The 18,002-nt window shown below is 56.9% G+C and carries 19 protein-coding genes and 1 riboswitch; of the genes, 4 read left to right on the top strand and 15 right to left on the bottom strand.

What is annotated here, in order from left to right; all coding sequences use genetic code 11:
- Positions 1-4 precede the first annotated feature (4 nt).
- From F3J28_RS03395 to F3J28_RS03345, 11 genes are all read right to left on the bottom strand, one after another.
- Positions 5-964, bottom strand: coding sequence for a YbgA family protein (locus F3J28_RS03395; protein ID WP_166872801.1), 960 nt, complete (start codon positions 962-964; stop codon positions 5-7).
- A gap of 17 nt (positions 965-981) precedes the next feature.
- The gene (locus F3J28_RS03390; RefSeq protein ID WP_166872799.1) at positions 982-1,509 is read right to left on the bottom strand and encodes a DUF3833 domain-containing protein; all 528 of its coding nucleotides are present in this window, start codon (positions 1,507-1,509) and stop codon (positions 982-984) included.
- Complete coding sequence (locus F3J28_RS03385; RefSeq protein ID WP_166872796.1) at positions 1,506-2,039, bottom strand: hypothetical protein; 534 nt, start codon at positions 2,037-2,039, stop codon at positions 1,506-1,508. The genes F3J28_RS03390 and F3J28_RS03385 overlap by 4 nt, the downstream gene beginning before the upstream one ends.
- Positions 2,036-3,256 carry an SAM-dependent methyltransferase gene (locus F3J28_RS03380; protein ID WP_166872793.1) on the bottom strand — a complete coding sequence of 407 codons (1,221 nt, stop codon included), beginning with the start codon at positions 3,254-3,256 and terminating at the stop codon, positions 2,036-2,038. The genes F3J28_RS03385 and F3J28_RS03380 overlap by 4 nt, the downstream gene beginning before the upstream one ends.
- Positions 3,253-3,975, bottom strand: a complete 723-nt coding sequence (locus F3J28_RS03375) for a DUF1365 domain-containing protein (RefSeq protein WP_166872790.1) — start codon at positions 3,973-3,975, stop codon at positions 3,253-3,255. Before F3J28_RS03375 ends, F3J28_RS03380 begins: the two co-directional genes overlap by 4 nt.
- Before the next feature lies 1 nt (position 3,976).
- Complete coding sequence (locus tag F3J28_RS03370) at positions 3,977-5,236, bottom strand: NAD(P)/FAD-dependent oxidoreductase (protein ID WP_166872787.1); 1,260 nt, start codon at positions 5,234-5,236, stop codon at positions 3,977-3,979.
- Positions 5,233-5,952 (bottom strand): SDR family NAD(P)-dependent oxidoreductase, encoded by a 720-nt coding sequence (locus tag F3J28_RS03365; RefSeq protein ID WP_166872784.1) that lies wholly within the window; start codon positions 5,950-5,952, stop codon positions 5,233-5,235. Before F3J28_RS03365 ends, F3J28_RS03370 begins: the two co-directional genes overlap by 4 nt.
- Positions 5,949-6,383, bottom strand: a complete 435-nt coding sequence (locus F3J28_RS03360; RefSeq protein WP_166872781.1) for a nuclear transport factor 2 family protein — start codon at positions 6,381-6,383, stop codon at positions 5,949-5,951. The genes F3J28_RS03365 and F3J28_RS03360 overlap by 4 nt, the downstream gene beginning before the upstream one ends.
- A 228-nt stretch (positions 6,384-6,611) precedes the next feature.
- Positions 6,612-7,340, bottom strand: coding sequence for a MerR family transcriptional regulator (locus tag F3J28_RS03355; RefSeq protein ID WP_166863039.1), 729 nt, complete (start codon positions 7,338-7,340; stop codon positions 6,612-6,614).
- Between the two features lie 192 nt (positions 7,341-7,532).
- Positions 7,533-8,108: a DUF1349 domain-containing protein gene (locus tag F3J28_RS03350; RefSeq protein ID WP_166872778.1), complete on the bottom strand. Its 576-nt coding sequence runs from the start codon at positions 8,106-8,108 to the stop codon at positions 7,533-7,535.
- Positions 8,109-8,132: 24 nt separating this feature from the next.
- Complete coding sequence (locus F3J28_RS03345) at positions 8,133-9,155, bottom strand: LLM class flavin-dependent oxidoreductase (RefSeq protein ID WP_166872775.1); 1,023 nt, start codon at positions 9,153-9,155, stop codon at positions 8,133-8,135.
- Between the two features lie 163 nt (positions 9,156-9,318).
- Positions 9,319-9,420, top strand: a riboswitch (TPP riboswitch).
- Positions 9,421-9,479: 59 nt separating this feature from the next.
- Here F3J28_RS03345 and F3J28_RS03340 point away from each other — a divergent pair.
- The 4 genes from F3J28_RS03340 to F3J28_RS03325 are packed head-to-tail and all read left to right on the top strand — an operon-like array spanning position 9,480 to position 12,622.
- Positions 9,480-10,160, top strand: coding sequence for a TenA family protein (locus F3J28_RS03340; RefSeq protein WP_008458016.1), 681 nt, complete (start codon positions 9,480-9,482; stop codon positions 10,158-10,160).
- On the top strand, positions 10,157-10,897 hold the full coding sequence (locus F3J28_RS03335) for an ABC transporter ATP-binding protein (RefSeq protein WP_166872772.1): 741 nt from the start codon (positions 10,157-10,159) through the stop codon (positions 10,895-10,897). Before F3J28_RS03340 ends, F3J28_RS03335 begins: the two co-directional genes overlap by 4 nt.
- Positions 10,894-11,664, top strand: coding sequence for an ABC transporter permease (locus F3J28_RS03330; RefSeq protein ID WP_166872769.1), 771 nt, complete (start codon positions 10,894-10,896; stop codon positions 11,662-11,664). Before F3J28_RS03335 ends, F3J28_RS03330 begins: the two co-directional genes overlap by 4 nt.
- 25 nt (positions 11,665-11,689) lie before the next feature.
- Positions 11,690-12,622, top strand: a complete 933-nt coding sequence (locus F3J28_RS03325; protein ID WP_166872766.1) for an ABC transporter substrate-binding protein — start codon at positions 11,690-11,692, stop codon at positions 12,620-12,622.
- Positions 12,623-12,666: 44 nt separating this feature from the next.
- On the opposite strand, the gene zigA is transcribed toward F3J28_RS03325, so the two are convergent.
- The 4 genes from zigA to nac form a co-directional block, all read right to left on the bottom strand.
- Positions 12,667-13,887: a zinc metallochaperone GTPase ZigA gene (gene zigA / locus F3J28_RS03320; RefSeq protein ID WP_166872763.1), complete on the bottom strand. Its 1,221-nt coding sequence runs from the start codon at positions 13,885-13,887 to the stop codon at positions 12,667-12,669.
- Positions 13,888-14,028: 141 nt separating this feature from the next.
- The gene (locus F3J28_RS03315; protein WP_166872760.1) at positions 14,029-15,573 is read right to left on the bottom strand and encodes a methyl-accepting chemotaxis protein; all 1,545 of its coding nucleotides are present in this window, start codon (positions 15,571-15,573) and stop codon (positions 14,029-14,031) included.
- 385 nt (positions 15,574-15,958) lie between these two features.
- Positions 15,959-16,903: an HTH-type transcriptional regulator Cbl gene (cbl, locus tag F3J28_RS03310; protein ID WP_008458004.1), complete on the bottom strand. Its 945-nt coding sequence runs from the start codon at positions 16,901-16,903 to the stop codon at positions 15,959-15,961.
- Between the two features lie 106 nt (positions 16,904-17,009).
- Positions 17,010-17,927, bottom strand: a complete 918-nt coding sequence (gene nac / locus F3J28_RS03305; protein ID WP_008458002.1) for a nitrogen assimilation transcriptional regulator NAC — start codon at positions 17,925-17,927, stop codon at positions 17,010-17,012.
- Positions 17,928-18,002 lie beyond the last annotated feature (75 nt).

Here is an 18,002-nt window from a genome sequence, read left to right as displayed (position 1 = left end):
TCGGTTAATTTACCCCGAGCCGCAGCGCTAAATAGTCCGGATAAGGGTTGAAGTAATTCTGCGTCAGCAGATAGCGATCCGGGTACTCCGCCAGATAATGTTTCAGTAGCGTCAGAGGCGCCAGGATCGGCAACAATCCGTCGCGATAATGCAGGATCACATCCCGCAGCTCACCGCGCTGGCGAGTATTCAGCTTTGGACGAAAATAGCCCTGAATATGCATCAACACATTGGTGTGATTTTTACGCGAGGCGGGCGTTTTAAGGATTGCCATCAGCTTCTCACGGTAGGCCACAAAGAAGCTCTCCAGGTCGTCCCACTGATGCAGCGAGGCGACGAAAGGCCCAATCTCGCGGTAGCCCGCCTGATGGTGCGCCAGCAGTTGAAGTTTGTACCGACTATGGAAATCGAGTAACGCGCGGCGGCTCAGGCCGTTAACCCGCAGCGTGTTCAGTTCATGCAGCGCGAAAACGCGCTCCACAAAGTTCTCCCGCAGCATCGGATCGTGCAGGCGGCCATCTTCTTCCACCGGCAGCCAGGGAAATGTCTCCAGCAACGCCTGGGTGAACCTCCCCACGCCCTCCTTGCGGCCAGGGTTGCCCTTCACGTCGTACAGCCTGACACGTTCCATCCCGCAGCTCGGCGATTTAGCACAAACGATAAATCCAGCCAGCCCATCCAGACCCGAGACGTAGTTTGTGGCGAAATCGGCCATTTTCTCCGTGACGTCGTCATGCGGCGCCTGGCTAAAACGCATTCTGATCTCCCCTTCGCCCAGTTTCACCAGGCGCAGAGCGGGCCGGGGAACAGGCAGACCAATCGCCATTTCCGGGCAGACAGGTTTGAAGGTCACACTTTGTGCCAGCCCCTCCATCACAAAGGCCATACGTTTGTGCCCGCCGTCAAACCGCACGGCCGAACCGGTTAAACAGCCGCTGATCCCAATCACAGGTTTGGTGCTCATAGCTTTATCCTCTCTGACTACGCTTTGCGGGTGAAGAAAAGCGTGACTGTGCCTACGGTAACCCCGAATTTTTTCATCTCGGTTTTATTGAAGATATGTTTGTCGTCCTGGAGGTACATCCAGTCGTCAAAGTGCAGGAGCCAGGTGCTGCCGTTGGCTTTAACGTTCATGCTGTAGCGCCAGTTAAAAGCGTTCCCTGCGGCCTGGCCCGTCGCCACGCCGTCGATATCCCCGGCCGTACCCTCGAAGCGTTCCGCGCTGACGCGGCGGATGCGCCACACCCGCTGCTGCTGTTCCCCATCGTCATAGAGGAAATGTTCATTCAGCGTCAGGGTGTCCCCCACAACATTGCCGTCGACCTCAACGTGAAAGCGGCGCAGCTGTTTCCCGCTGCGATCCTGCACCATGCCCCACGCCTCAGTTTTGCCCTGGAAATAATGGAAGATGTCTAGCGTAGGCTGCTGGTGACGATAATCAGTAATCTCGGTGCTACAGCCAGCCAACAGCATCAGCATCCCCAAAGTGAGTAACAGTATGCGTTTCATTTTTCACCTCCGGTCAGCTGCTGGCGCAGCTCAGGGTATTGCGTTCGGGGTCCCAGCCAGATGGCCAGAAAGCGCGTACTGAAATCAGCAGTCTGTCGCGGCCCTAGTGGCGTAAAGCTTTTTTGCGCCGCAGAGGCGCGATACCAGAACTGGCCCTGCCCGTCAGTCAGGACAAAAGCCAGCTGCGCATCTGGGGTGACATCCGGCCAAAGCGTTTGCAGCATCCGCAGCCAGGCCTCACTTCGCGGTTCGCTCGCCAGGATACCCTGCGCCTGCCACTGCTCGCGGGTGGCATCCACCAGCGCCTGGCGGTCGATATCGTGCTTATAGGTAATGATCAGCGCCTGATCTTTCTTCAGCCCCTGATAGCGCCCATCCGGCGTGCGCAGCTGAGAGGTATAGACGGTAAACGGCCCCCAGGTCAGGGTCGCGTCCCCCACTTTGCGCCAGCTAAGCCAGTCGGCAGCGTGGGAGGCCGGCGAAAGCGCGCTCAGACACAGCAGCAGAAAAACTTGCAGATAGCGTTTCATACCCGCTCTGCGGTCAGCTGCACCACGCTGATGGTGCGAGCGTTGAATCCGGCCTCACAGTAGCCGAAGTAATAAAGCCACATCCGGCGGAAGCGGGCGTCAAACCCCAGCGCCTCAATCTCCTGCCAGGCATGAATAAAACGCTGCCGCCAGTGCGCCAGCGTGCGGGCATAATCGGGCCCCATATCAAACAAATTACGCACCACAAAGTCGGTGTGGCGGGTCATCAGGGCACTCATCACCGTCACGCTGGGTAAGAAACCGCCGGGAAAGATGTAGCGCTGGATAAAGTCGACGCTTTTGCTGTAGTCCCGGTAGCGCTGATCCTGAATGGTGATAGCCTGTATCGCCATTTTTCCCCCCGGGCGCAGGCGTGCCTGGCAGGTGCGAAAGAACGCGGGCAGATAGCGCTGCCCTACTGCCTCGATCATCTCTATCGAAACCAGCTTGTCATATTGCCCGGTCAAATCCCGATAATCACAAAGCAGCACTTCGACTCTGTCCTGCAGTCCCGCACGAGCGATGCGTGCCTTCGCCCAGTCGAATTGCTCCTGTGACAGCGTGGTGGTGGTAACCCGGCAGCCATAGTGAGACGCGGCGTACTCCGCCATCGCCCCCCAGCCGGTGCCAATCTCAAGCAGATGATCGCTTGCCTTTAACGTCAGCTGTTCACACAGGCGCGCCATTTTTGCACGCTGGGCTTGAGCAAGATCCTGCTCCTCAGAGGCAAACAGCGCGCTGGAGTAGAGCAGTTCTTGATCGAGAAATAGCGAATAAAAGGTATTGCCCAAATCATAATGTGCGGCGATGTTTTCCCTAGCCTGCTCCCGGTGATTACGCCGCGTCCAGTGGCGAAAACGCTCCACGGGTTTACCCAGCAGGCGGAAACCGTTTTCCAGCCGCCCTAAAACACGCCCGTTTAGCGCCAGAATTTGCAGTAACGGGGTTAACTCTTCGGTCTCCCAGTCACCGTCCATCCAGGCTTCGGCGGCCGCCAGGCTCCCGCCGGTGAGCACTCGCCAGTAAACTCTCGGGGAGATAACCTGCACCCCGGCGCTAAGTGAGGCGGCTGCATCACCAAAATGGAAGGTCTGCGATCCTTCACGTACGGTGACAGACCCTTGATCTATGCCGCTCAACAAGCGAAACAGCAGCCAGCGTGCGATACGGACGCTGCGAGGCACATCAGGTTCAAGCGCGAAGGCGGGATTGGTCATGAACGTTCACTCCTGCTGGCCGGATGATTGTAAACAGGCACACGTTTGAGCCACAGCCGCAGCGCCTGCCAGTAAATGGCGACCGCAGTTTTTAACGTCATCACTGGGAAACGCAGCAGCATGGACGTCAGATTTTTGCGCGTCAGGGGCTGACGGCGCAGCAACAGCGTGGCATCAAACACTTTCGAGGCCTGATGATTTTCAATATGCATGTGCAGCGTTTTGCCGGGGGGGTTAAAACGCCAGTGGTACACCATGTCCATCGGGTTAAACGGCGAAACGTGGAAGGCTTTTTCAATCGGACGTGACGTCTGTCCATCCACGGCATAGTAATGGCGCTCGTTCCAGGGAGTATTACGCACTTCGGCAAGAACCCAGCGCAGCGTGTTATCGCCGTCATAGCAGTAGTAAAAATTGACCGGATTAAAGTGGAAGCCGTAGTAGCGCAGCTGGGTCAGAAGCATGACTCGCCCTTCAGGCTGCTCCCCCGTCAGGTCTTTCACCCGCGCAAGAACTTTCTCTTTGAGCGGTGCGCCCAGCGGGTAATCCACATCGTGAAAAGCAGCTGCGGCGAAGCGGTTACGGCGGATGCCAATCCCCGGCAGCGCATCAAGCTCGTCTAAATCAAGCCAGGCCATGAACACGCGATAGGTAAAGTGGTGCGTTTTAGGCTGAAGGCGGCGGTGGCGCAAGATCCCCTCATAAAGGCAACTGTTCATCTTATTGCCCTCCTCCGGCCGCAATGCCTTGCACCACATCCAGCGCACTGTGCACGCCATCTTCATGAAAACCGTTGTACCAGTAGGCACCACAGAACCAGCTTCGCTGGTGGCCGTTAATCTCGCCGCGACGGGCCTGCGCACGCCAGCTTTGCGGGTTAAAGAGCGGGTGCTCATAAACAAACCGCTGCCAGACGAAGCGAGGGTCGATGGGGGTTTCCGGGTTAAGCGTCACGCAAAACAGCGGCGCTTCTTTCGGCAACCCCTGCAGAATGTTCATGTTGTAAGTGACGCAGGCGCTGGCCCGCTCCTGCGAACTCAAGCGATAGTTCCAGCTTGCCCAGGCGCGTTCCCGTCCCGGCAGCCAGCGGCGATCGCTGTGTAACACCACCTCGTTACGCTGCCAGCCAATACCGCCCAACACTTCGCGCTCGGCCTGAGTGGGGTGCTCAATCATCGCCAGCGCCTGAGCCGAGTGGCAGGCAAAAATCACCTGATCGAACGCCTGGCTTGAGTGTTCCAGTTGGATGTTAACGCCGTCATGATGACGGACAACGCACTGTACCGGCGAGTTGAGATGCACGGTCAGCCTTTCACCCAGCTGTGCCAGCATCGCCCGGATGTATTCCCGAGAACCACCGGGTACCACGTACCACTGGGGACGCTGAGTAATATCCAGCAGGCCATGGTGCTCAAAGAAGCGCAGAAACAGCGCCAGAGGAAAACGGCGCATCTCTTCCAGCGAAGAGGACCAGATAGCGGCTCCCATTGGCAAAATGTAGTGACGTGCAAAAAAGGCGCTGAATTGCTGCTGAGCAAGGAAGTCCTGCAACGTCGCCAGGGGATCAATCTCTCCCGCCAGCGCGGCTTTTGCCTGTCGGTTAAAACGGACAATCTCTTTTAGCAGTCCCCAAAATGCCGGATTAATCAGGTTGCGACGCTGGGCGAACAGCGAGCTCAATGTGTGGCCGTTATATTCCAGCCCGTTTTGCGGGTTATGCACCGAAAAACTCATCTGCGTTTTTTGCCCACGGATGCCAAGCTCGCTCAGCAGGCCCATAAACCGCGGATAAGTCCTGTCGTTATAGACAATAAACCCGGTGTCTATGGCATAGGTTCCCTGCGGAGTAGCAACATCCACGGTGGCAGTGTGGCCTCCCACGCTGGAGCCCGCCTCAAAGAGGGTAACCTGATGATGTCCGGCGAGCCGCCAGGCGCAGGTCAGCCCGGCGATACCGCCGCCGATAATAGCGATGTTCATGCGCGAACCATCCTGCGCAAAAAGAGGCGCTGTAGGCCTACGGGTAACCCCGCCAGCAGGCGCATCATCAGGCCAAATCCGGTCGGGAAAGCAATTTCATCGCGGCCTTTAGCCAGGCCACGGCGAATCGCCCTCACCGCAGCATCAACGCTTACCCGGCCAGGCATGGAAAAATCGTTTTTTTGAGTTAACGGTGTGTCCACAAAGCCCGGTGAAACCACCGTGACGGCAATCCCTTTCGGCTCCCAGTCCAGGCGCAGGCTATTAGCAAACCAGGTCAGCGCGGCTTTCGAAGCGCCATAGGCTTCTGCCCGTGGAAATGGCAACCAGTGGGCCATCGAGCTGACCAGCACGACGCGGTTGCCGGCAACAAGCCGAGGCTGAAGCGCGGCCAGGCAGTTGACCGGCCCAAGAAAATTGGTCGCCATCACCCGCTCAACAAGCGCGGCATCCACCTGGCCGCGATCCAGATACTCACAGGTTCCCGCGCAAAGGATAACCAGATCAGCCCGGCAGCCGGCCAGCGCTTCGCGGCTGGCATCCCGGTCGGTCATATCGAACTGGCGTACCGCGATGTTTGAGCTGTGCAGCTGCAAGGTTGCCAGCCGCGCCGCATCTCTGCCACAGGCAATGACGCGATGACCCTCATCGGCCCAGGATTTTGCCAGCCCGGCGCCGATGCCGGAGCTTGCGCCCGTAATAAGGACAGTCATCATGGGCGCACCCTTCTTTTCACGCTGCGAACCGCCCAGCCCAGCAGGGGCAGATGTTCGTACAGCATTTCTCCGGCATCGTAGTAGTCCCGCTGGCGAATAATCAGGTCGTTCTTGAGATCAACCACCGAACAGCCAGGCAAGGACAGCCCTTCTCCACCGGCGACCTTCGGGTGAGACCAGTGCATTGTCCAGCCGACGGCAAAACGCGCCTCATCACATAGCGGGGGATCGATAGCAAAGCGGCAGGACGTCACGCTGCCCAACAGGTGGGCGAAGTAGCGCTGGATCTCAGGCAACCCGCGATGTTCGCCAAACGGATCGATGAGTATGGCATCGGAGGCGTACAGCCCGGCGAGCGCCGAGGGCGGCTGCTTGTCCAGCCCGGCGTAATAATCAACAAAGCGATGAATGGCGGTTGGCGTTGTGCCCATGAGTTTCACCCTCGCGGTGAAGCACCTGACGTTATCGTATACTTAAAACTTGCACAAATACTTATATTTGTCCAAGTTTTGATTGTGATATTTTTAAAAAACAAAAAATTTCAATAACTTAAAAACAGACAGACGATACGGGAGATTTTCATTTTTTGATAGCACTGCTCGGCCCACCGCGTTTTCAGCGGGCCGCTGGGGGAGGATATTGTGGAGGGGAAAACGAGCCTAGAGGGGGATGACCTCGAGCGTGGCACCCTGCTGCTGCCAGAGTTCAAGCTGCTTTTTACGTGTCGCCGTCAGCTTACCGGAGGTGACCAGCAGCCATTTTCGATCGGGAAAGATTTCCGGGGCCAGGACGGCAGGCGGAACGGGAAGCACGTCGATGCGGTGTCCCTGGCCGGTTCGCCTGAGCGCCTCCAGCCAGATTTCGCAGGGGTCACTCAGATGCCAGCCGGTAATCAGGCAGTTGTCACCGGGCGCTCTTTTATCCCCTTCAAGGCAAAATGAGGTGTAGGCGATAATGATGCCGTCGAGAATTTCGCGCAGGGTCATGATGGCCGGTACGTTAGCCGAGACTTTACTGCGCAGCGGGCGCAACACTTCCGTCACCAGTTCCGCGCGCGGATATTCCCGGCCTGCATCGTAGAGAAGCTGGCGAAGAGATTCGATTTTCCCCTCATTCAGCCGCTGCAGCATACTCTCCTGCAGGCCAAGCCAGTTGTTCGCCCGGCGCGTTTCAGGCCGGGCCAGCAGCGGCTTAACCTGGCTGACCGGCACCCCTTTTTTCACCCAGTCGAGAATGTTAAGCGCCTGCTGGATATCTTCGTCGCTGTACTGCCGATGACCGCCATCGGTTCGCATCGGCTTGAGCAGGCCGTAACGACGCTGCCAGGCACGGAGCGTGGTGGCGTTTATCCCGCAGAGCCGGGCAAATTCGCCGATGGAGTAAGACATGAAGAGCACCTGATAACCATCAATACTCACAATATACTACGAATTATACCGGGCTGAATGAAGCGCGAAGCGTTTGCACTTTATTTTCAATGCCCAAAGGAAAAACATTTGCCCCGTTACCGGCTTTGTCCACGCCAGGAGAAACCCTGCCTGGCAAATGTCTGGCGGGGCGCCGCCCGACTAAACGGCTGATTAACTTAAATCGTGCAGTCCTTTATCCAGCGCGGCACTCAGCATCATTTCTTCGAAGTTCACCGCCAGCCCGCCACGCTGCGGGGTGCAGCACATCACGCCTACCCTGCATGCGTCGAATCCGGGGAAATGCGCCAGTCTCAGCAGCGGCCAGCTTTTGCCGTCAACGGAATACTGCAGCCGCAGGCTCTCCCCTTTTCGGGTCAGGCGCATCCAGAACAGATTTGCTTGACCGGGAAAGACGCCGGTTGCCCAGTCGGAATGGCCCTGCGTCAGCACGCTGCCAATAGCAGGCGCGTCGTCGTTAAACTCGATGCCCGCTTTTAGCCAGTGGGATTCATCCCCCAGCAACATGATGCCGGCCTGGTCGTAGAGTGCGCTAAATTCAGCTTTGACCTTCACCTGGAAAGTAAAATCCCCCCGCACGTTGCAGCCATAAAAATGGCCGGAGAAACGCTCAAACCCGTACCATGTTTTGCGCCAGAAGTCGGTTTGTTCATCGGTGACAACCGTCAACCCGCCGTCGCCTTCTTGCCAGACTTTTGGCTCATTAATCCAGTAAAAATCCTCGCTCATAGCATGACCTTTTCCCTGTTTTATTTAGCGCCAGCCCAACTCTGGTGCAACGTGCTTCAGAATAGATTCGATGACATGCGCGTTATAATCCACGCCCAGCTGGTTTGGCACGGTTAACAGCAGCGTGTCGGCTTCAGCAATCGCTTCATCCTGCGCCAGTTGCTTAATGAGCAGTTCCGGTTCAGCGGCATAGCTGCGGCCGAAAATGGCCCGGGTTTGTGGCTCGATGTAGCCAACCTGATCGCCTTCTTTGCCGCTGCCGCCGAAGTAGTTGCGGTCGCGCTGGTCCATTAACGCGAAGATGCTGCGGCTGACGGAAACGCGCGGCTCACGCGTATGGCCCGCCTCTTTCCACGCGGCCCGATAAGCGCGGATTTGCTTCGCCTGCTGGATATGAAACGGCTCGCCGGATTCATCGGTTTTCAGCGTGGAGCTTTGCAGGTTCATCCCTAACTTCGCGGCCCACTCCGAGGTCGCGTTGGAGCTGGCTCCCCACCAGATTCGCTCCCGCAGCCCGGCAGAAAACGGCTCCAGACGCAGCAACCCCGGCGGATTAGGAAACATCGGCTGCGGGTTAGGTTCGGCAAAACCGTCCCCTTTCAGCGCCTCGAGGAACACTTCGGTATGACGGCGCGCCATATCGGCTTCGGTCTCTCCTTCGCCCGGCACATAGCCAAAATAGCGCCAGCCGTCGATCACCTGCTCCGGCGAGCCACGGCTGATTCCAAGCTGCAGGCGGCCCCCGGATATCAAGTCCGCCGCCCCCGCGTCCTCCACCATGTAAAGCGGATTTTCATAGCGCATATCGATCACGCCGGTGCCGATTTCAATGCGTTTGGTTTTTGCCCCGATGGCCGCCAGCAGCGGGAAAGGCGAGCTTAGCTGACGAGCAAAATGGTGCACGCGGAAGTAAGCGCCGTCCGCGCCAAGCTCTTCTGCAGCAACGGCAAGATCGATGGACTGCAGCAGCGTATCCGCCGCAGAGCGCGTGCCGGACTGGGCGGCAGGCGACCAGTGGCCAAACGAGAGAAAACCAATCTTTTTCATCGGATATCATCCTTAGACTCGTAGGTAACCGGCCTACAGTGACAAAATTCCCGCCCCGAGTGCCAGCAAAATATTGCGATACCGCACTAAACGGATCGTCGCTTTCAGCAAGGTCAGACACAGCGCCCGGCGATTGTAATCAAAAAGTAAATGTCGTATAACAGGCACCTCCGAGGGGTGTCCTGTATGGGCTGAGATGGCGTAAGCCGAACCCTTTGAACCTGATCTGGGTCATGCCAGCGAAGGGACGGTCGGCAATCACAGCTCTGTTATTGTCTGTTCATACCTCTGCGCGCCCGGATCTCCACTTACCCAGGAGGTCCCATGTACACCCCGCTTTTCGAAAACGGTCTTTATGGACGACTGCGCGAGCAGGCCGGCCAGCACTGGCAGGATTACGTCGATCACCCTTTTCTGCAGCAGCTTGCCGTCGGCACGCTGCCTGAAGCCGCATTCAAGCGCTATCTGACCCAGGATTATCTTTTCCTGATTCATTTTGCCCGCGCCTACGCCCTGCTGGTCAGCAAGCTTCGCACGCTGCCGGAAATGCGCACCGCAACCGCATCGCTGAATGCCATTGTCTCCGAGCTGCCGCTCCATGTGGCTTACTGTCGAAGTTGGGGCCTGGACGAAGCGCAAATAGTGGCCGAGGCGGAAGCGCCAGAAACCATGAATTACACCCGTTACGTGCTGGATATTGGCCATTCAGGCGACGCGCTCGATCTGCTGGCTGCGCTGCTGCCCTGCGTGGCCGGATATGCAGAAATCGGCCTTGGCCTGCTGCATAGCCCCGACACGGTGATGGCAGGCAATCCCTACGCGAACTGGATCCGTAACTATGGTGATGAAGGCTACCTCACCGGCGTGCGGGCCGCTGTGCAGTTGCTCGAAAACGTAGGCCACCAGCGTGGCGCGGAAAGCCGTTTCTCAGAGCTATCACAGATTTTTACCACCGCGACGCAGCTTGAATCCGCGTTCTGGCAGATGGGGCTGAACGCCTCATGACCGACAGCGCGACTTCGCCGGGCATTCAGGTGCGGGATCTCAGCCTGCGCTTTGGCCAGCAGACCATTTTTGAGCGGCTGAATTTTGATATTCCCGGCAGCAGCTTCGTTGCCCTGCTGGGCGCGAGCGGGGCCGGTAAAACCAGCCTGCTAAAGATTATCGCCGGGCTGGCGCAGGCCAGTGGCGGAAGCGTGACCTGCAGCGACGGCCTGCCGGTTGCCGGACGTATCGCATGGATGGGGCAGAAAGATTTGCTCTACCCGTGGCTCAGCATTGAGCAGAACGTGGCCCTCGGAGCTCGCCTGCGTGGTGACGCGGTCGACAGACAATGGACGGAACATTTGATTGAGCAGGTCGGGCTGGCTGGCTATGCCAAAGCCCTGCCAGCTTCGCTATCGGGCGGGATGAGGCAACGTGCCGCCATCGCCAGAACGCTTTACGAAAAGCGCCCGATAGTGCTGATGGATGAGCCGTTTTCGGCACTGGATGCCATCACCCGCACGGCCATTCAGGATCTGGCGGCCAGGCTGCTGGCAAAAAATACCGTGCTGCTGATCACTCACGATCCGATGGAGGCCTGTCGGCTCAGCCATCGCCTGCTGGTGCTCTCCCGCTGGCCTGCGGGCATCGACGATACGCATGTTATTGCCGGGCAGCCGCCCCGCGCGCCGGACGATGTAGATCTACTCCAAAGCCAGGCCGGGCTGCTGCAACAGTTGATCAGGGCCGCCGAATGAAGCTGACTTCAGACACCCCTGCCACACGCCTGCGCCGCGGGCTGATCGTCTTTGCCGGGCTGCTGTTACTTTGGTATCTGCTTACCCTCGGCAATATTCCCGCCTTTCTTTTGCCCTCTCCCGCTTCGGTGGCACTGGCGTTATGGGACGGCCGCGATTATCTCGCCTGGCACACGCTGGTCACCGCCTCAGAGATTATCAGCGGGCTAATTCTGGGCGTGCTCCTCGGTGCAGGTCTGGCGCTGGGCATGATGTTTTCCCCCCGCCTCCAGCGCTGGCTGATGCCGCTGGTACTCACCAGTCAGGCAATCCCGGTGTTTGCCCTCGCACCGCTGCTGGTGCTGTGGTTCGGCTTTGGCATGAGCGCCAAAGTGGCGATGGCGGTGCTGGTGATTTTCTTCCCGGTGGTGTCGTCGTTCTTTGACGGACTGCGCCGGGTGAATAACGACTATCTGGATTTGGCCCGTACGATGGGGGCTTCACGCTGGGCACAGCTGAGGCACGTCCGGCTGATGGCGGCCCTGCCTGCTTTTGGCTCGGGGCTGCGCATGGCCGCCGCCGTCGCCCCCATCGGGGCAATTATTGGCGAATGGGTGGGCTCTGCCGAAGGGCTGGGCTACGTCATGCTGAACGCCAACGCCCGCATGCAAACCGACGTCTGCTTTGCCGCGCTGTTTATTTTAGTCCTGATGACCGTTCTGCTTTGGCTGGCGGTCGATGCCCTGCTGCGGCGGCTGATTGTCTGGTCGCCTGAAAACAACGAATAACCGCCTTAATTAAGGAATTAAGAAGATGAAAAAAACGCTGTGTGGCCTGCTGCTCACCGCCGCCTTTGCCGCTCAGGCCTCCGCCGCTGAAAAGCTGACCCTGGTGCTGGACTGGTACATTAACCCCGATCACGCGCCCATTATGGTGGCCGAACAAATTGGCGCTTTTAAGGCCGAAGGGCTGGACGTGAAGATCATCCCGCCGTCTGACCCGGCGTTGCCGCCGCGCCTGGTTGCCGCCGGGCAGGCCGATCTGGCCATTACCTACCAGCCACAGCTGCATTTCTTTGCCGATCAGGGGCTGCCGCTGGTGCGCGTCGGGACGCTGATTAACACCCCGCTGAATACGGTGATGACGCTGGATCAGAGCATCAAATCACCAGCGGATCTTAAAGGCAAAAAAATCGGCTATTCCGTCAGCGGTATCGAGCAGGCGACGCTTGCCACCATGCTTGAGCATGAGCACGTCAAACCGGAAGAGATGAAGCTCATCAACGTCAACTTCCAGCTCACCAGCGCCCTGCTGGCGGGCCAGGTGGATGCGGTGATCGGCGGCTACCGCAATATCGAAGCGCTCGAGCTGAAGCTTCAGGGTAAACCCCCGGTGGTGTTTAACGTCGAGGACTACGGCGTCCCGGCCTACGATGAGCTGATTTTTGTGGCGAATCGTAAAACGGCGAATGAACCGAAGATCAAAAAATTCTTCGCCGCGCTGAAAAAAGGCAACGAGTACCTGCAGACGCATCCGCAGGAAACCTGGCAGGCCTTTGCGAAAGCCCATGCAGAGCTGAATACCGAGCTGAATAAGCAGGCCTGGCAGGCAAGCCTGCCGCTGTTTGCTACCGACCCGGCTAAACTCGACCGCGCCCGCTACCAGGCCTACGAACAGTTCCTGTTTGATAACAAGCTGATCAAGAAAATCACCCCGGTGGATGACTACGCCGTAGAGCTGCACTAAGACTGGTTGCTCGGTTGCCTGCCAACGGGCAGCCGGGCCTTCAGTCAGTCGAACCAGGCATCAACCGGATCGTAATACCGTGCCCAGGCTTTAGGCCCTTCTGCCATTTCGGCATCGGTGAGTAAGGCATACTCCAGCTTCTCGCGCAGACTCGCCTCGTCCATATCAATGCCGATGAAAACAATCTCCTGGCGCGCATCGCCAATACCGTCTTCCCAGTGCTTTAAAATGTGCCGGAGGCTGTCGGCATCCTGCGGCCACTGCTCACGGGGAATGCTGGCCCACCACATCCCTGCCAGCCCCTGGCGCATCACACTGCCCGCATGGGACCAGGATCCGGCATGCTGAGGGCGACTCGCTAGCCAGAAAAAGCCCTTGGAGCGAATCACGCCTTTCAGACCGCCGTCGGTCACCATCTGGAAACGCGCCGGGTGGAAGGGACGCCGGGCACGAAAAACAAAATTACGAATGCCGTATTCTTCGGTTTCCGGCGTATGTTCGCCGCGCAGTTCTTTTAGCCAGCCCGGCGCCTGAGCGGCGGCATCGAAGTCAAACAGCCCGGTATCCAGAACCTGATCAAGGCTAACCTGGCTAAACGCCGAAGTGATGATTTTTGCGCGTGGGTTAAGGGAATGCAGCACGGACATCAGGCGGCGTTTCTCCGCGTCGCCGATAAGATCCGTTTTGTTGAGTACAAGCACGTCGCAAAATTCTATCTGGTCAATCAGCAGGTCGACCACGGTGCGCTCGTCCGCTTCGCCCATGGACTCGCCGCGAGACTGAATGCTGTCGTAGGATTCATAATCCCGAAGGAAGTTAAAACCGTCCACCACCGTCACCATGGTGTCGAGCCGGGCGATATCGGACAGGCTTTCACCCTTATCATCCACAAAGGTGAACGTTTCCGCCACGGGCAGCGGTTCGGAAATACCGGTAGATTCGATGACCAGGTTATCAAAACGCCCTTCCCGGGCAAGCTGGCTTATTTCCACCAGCAGATCTTCACGCAGCGTGCAGCAAATACAGCCGTTGCTCATCTCCACCAGCTTTTCATCGGTGCGCGTCAGGCTGGAACCGCCCTCACGCACCAGCGCAGCGTCAATATTCACCTCGGACATATCGTTGACGATCACCGCCACCCGCCGCCCTTCCCGGTTATTTAGGATGTGATTCAGCAAAGTGGTTTTTCCGGCACCCAAAAAACCGGACAGCACGGTAACGGGCAGTTTCTTTGGCCGATTGTGGGCCTGTGTTAACGATGACATTGCAACTCCTTACTGACTGCGCAGCTATTATTGATATGTTATAACATATCAATAATAAGCAACGTTGTCATGCCGGAGATAAAAACCGTGCGTAGAAATGAAAAAAGCCAGCTAACGCTGGCTTTGAGAAGGAAAGCTGAATTACTGCAGGCGGAACACCCGCACCAGGTCACGCAGCTGCTTCGCCTGGTCATTCAGAGATGCCGCGGCGGCAACCGATTCTTCCACCAGCGCGGAGTTTTGCTGGGTGGTGGAATCAATCATACCAATGGCGCTGTTGATCTGGGAAATTCCGTCGGTTTGCTCCTGACTGGCCTGTTTGATCTCCCCGAGGATGGTGTTCATTTCCTGCACGTTTTCGATCATACCGGCAATCTGGGCATTCGCTTTTTCCACCAGCCCCATGCCCTCGCGAGTCTGGGTGGTTGAGTTCTCAATCAGGCTTCTGATCTCGCTCGCAGATGAAGCACTTTTTTGCGCCAGCTGGCGAACTTCCCCGGCGACCACGGCAAAACCACGGCCATGCTCCCCGGCACGAGCCGCTTCCACCGCCGCATTCAGCGCCAGAATGTTAGTCTGGAACGCGATGGAGTCGATGAGGTTAATGATGTCCGACATACGGTTGGAGGTTTCATTAATCACGCGCATTTTGCTGGTGACCTGAGACATCATCTGGCCGTTGTTTTTCACCACCGTTGCGGCTTCGGAAGAGAGCTTGGTTGCCTCGTTGGTGTGGTCAAAGGTGTTTTTCACCGTGGAGGTGATCTGCTCCATGGAAGCCGCCGTTTCCTCTACGGAGCTGGCCTGCTCTTCGGTGCGAGCCGCAAGATCCTGGTTCCCGGCGACAATTTGCGCGGCGGCAGAAGAGATAGTTTCCGATCCCTGCTGAACCTGATGGACAATCTCTTGCAGGCGGACTTTCATGCTCATCAGCGCCTGCAGCAGTTCGCCTGTTTCATCTTTATGGGTAACCGTGATGCTGCCCGTAAGATCGCCTTCGGCAATCGCCCCGGCAAATTCAACGGCACGAACCAGCGGGCGAGTAATGGACCGCACCACAAACAGGCCAATGAGGCTGCCCAGGGCGATACTCAACAGCGTCAACAGAACGGTGACCAGCCGGTTAGAGTGGTAATCTTTATCAACCTGCTGGCCAGCAGCGGACATTTTTTGATTCTGGATAACGATAAGCTCTTGCACCTTATCTTTATATTTTTCCTGAATCTGGATGGTGGTGGACATCATTTCCTGCAGCGCGGCGGCGCGATCGTTCTGTTGCACCGCCTGTAAAATACGAAAACGCGAGTCCAGATACTGTTTACGAATATCGGCCAGCTCCCGCAGCGCTTTTTGTGACGCAGCGTCGGTACTGGATTTGTTCAGGTCCGTCAGCAGCGCTGTAATATGCGCACTGATCTCCGCAAGGTGTTTTTCCGACTTCTGACGAAATACACCGGCTTCATCCAGCAGCATCAGCTGCTGCGTATTCACGAACTCCTGGAAACTATCAATCAGATCGTTGGCTTTAACGGTCGTCGGGTAATCATCGTTAACAATGGTTTGAATGCCGGTATTTGCTCTGCTCAGGCTAAGTAAAGAAAGCCCTGAGCTGAAGACCATCAGCACAATAAAAATAGCAATAGTCAGCGTTAACTTGCTGCGAATTTTTACATCATGTAGTGACATTTTTTCTCCCTTGAGAAGCGTATTTTTATGAATGCGCAAAATCCTCTGCTGCCTGAACAACAGAGAATAAATAGCACAAAGGGATGGAAGCACCTCGTACAGGCTTATCGGATATATTCAAATTAACTTTATGAATTTGATCGGTTTTTTCTTATGGTCAGGCCAGATGGATAGCTGAAAGCTATTAATTGATTTGCGATTGATCGATGATTTGCGATAAGGAACGTTTTTTTATTCTATTTTTAGGGGAGCCGTACTTTGCCAAACACTATTTTTTTAAATACAGCAAGCGCGAGGTAAATATAAATTCACCCCGCGCCGGTTTATTTAATTATTTAATATTTCATTAACAATACTGAATTGCCCTTTTCAGGGCAGGGAAAAATCAGATTTGATAATCGATGGCGGGTTCTTCTGGCTCCAGCGCCAGGCGCTTAATTTCCTCGACCGACAGCTCAGGGTTGCACAGCTCAATAAAGCGCCAGACATAGTTCCGCTGCAGTTGCCCACGGCGGATCCCGAGCCAGACGGTGTTCGCGTCAAACAGGTGGCGAGTGTCCAGCCGCACCAGGCTCCCTTCTTCCCCACTGGCCTGGTCAGCCACCAGCCCAATACCCAGGCCGAGTTCAACGTAGGTTTTAACCACGTCGGAATCCTGCGCGCTAAGCACAACATCAGCCGTTAAACCACGCCGGGCAAACGCTTCGTCTATACGAGAACGCCCGGTGATACCCTGCCGGTAAGTGATCAGCGGCCAGCGACTGATATCGTCCAGCGTGAGCGGGCTGGTATGAATTAACGGATGTCCCTGCGGAACCAGCAGGCTGTGATACCAGCGGAACCACGGGTAGGCTACCACCAGAGGATCGGTGCTTAGACGCTCGCTGGCAATGCCAATATCCGCCGCCCCGCTGTGCAGCAGTGATTCGATTTCCTGCGGCGTGCCCTGAATCAGCTCGAGGCGAACTTCAGGGAATAAGGCGCGGAAGGCTTTGATCACCACCGGCAGGCTATAGCGAGCCTGTGTGTGGGTGGTGGCGATAGTCAGGACACCGCTGGTGTCGTTGGTAAAAAGATCCGCCAGGCGACGCACGTTGCTGGCTTCGTTGAGAATACGTTCGGCAATCACCAACAGGGCTTTACCCGGTTCGGTCATACCTAATAACCGTTTGCCGCGGCGGATGAATATTTCAATCCCCAGCTCTTCTTCCAGCTCGCGAATATGGCGGCTTACGCCAGACTGAGAGGTGAAAAGCATATTGGCGACTTCGGTGAGATTGTAGTCCCGTCGCGCCGCCTCGCGGATTATTTTTAGTTGCTGGAAATTCACATCGCCCCCGGGATCGTGACTGTTCTTTACACCATTGTTAAAGTCACAGCCCCGGCGGGACAAATAATAAAAACCAGCAACCTATTCCATTTAGTAATAAGCGGAGTTAGCCCACCAGCATCAGTTCGCGATTTTCCAGCGCCGGGCGGGTGACCAGAGACATAAGAATTTCTTTTACCGCCTGGGCCTGAGGCGAGAGCGGTAAACGTGCGGACAGGTTCAGCGACAGCGGTAAATTTAACGACGGGCTGGTAATGCGTGCCATCCAGCCACCGGCTGAATCGGCAAGTGAACGCGCGGCGGATTCCGGCAGCACGGTCACGCCCATACCGCTGGCAATAGCCGCAGTTAAGGTCGAAATAGATTCGATCTCGCCGATAATTTTTGCCGTCAGGCGGCGCAGGGAGAAAGCCTCATCCACGCGCTTGCGAACCGCGCTGTAGTCGCGGGGCAGGAAAAGATTCATGGCGGCAACGTCTGACAAATCAACGCTGTTACCCGGGCAATCACGGGTGCCCACGAGGAACAAATCCTCTTTGAGCAGCGGCTGGCTGGTCAGCCCCGCCGTTGGCGTGCGGTCATACAGCACGGCCATATCAAGCTGCCCGCTGAGCAGTTTGTCATTCAGCTGTGAACCGCTATTCTCATGCAAATACACCTGCACATCCGGCAGTTCGGCGCGCACGGCCTGCAGCAGCGGCATGGTAATAGAGGACGCCGCCATCCCCGGCGCAAGACCAATCGAGACGAGGCCTTGCATAGTCTGGCCCACGTTATTCACCGCCAGCTGAGCCTGCTCACACTGGCGCAGAATCGTCCGCGCGTGGGCGTACAAAATCTTCCCGGCTTCCGTCGGCGTGACGCCGCGTTTGGTGCGGATCAACAGCTGCTGATCCAGCTCCCCTTCCAGAGTGGCAACCTGCTGGCTGAGCGCCGGCTGTGCGATGTGCAGTACTTCTGCGGCCTGGGTCAGGCTGCCAATATCAACAATTTTTACGAAGTACTTCAGTCGTCTTAAATTCATTTTGCCCCCTATTACGGAATGCCAGTGCCAGTCATGGCTGTGATGTCGTAAAAGGTTTTGCAATATGCTTGCCAC

Source organism: Enterobacter sp. Ap-1006 (assembly GCF_011752835.1).
In the GTDB taxonomy this organism is placed as follows: Bacteria; Pseudomonadota; Gammaproteobacteria; order Enterobacterales; family Enterobacteriaceae; genus Cedecea.
Note: the sequence above shows the minus strand (reverse complement) of the source record. Positions and strands in the feature narration are given on the sequence as shown.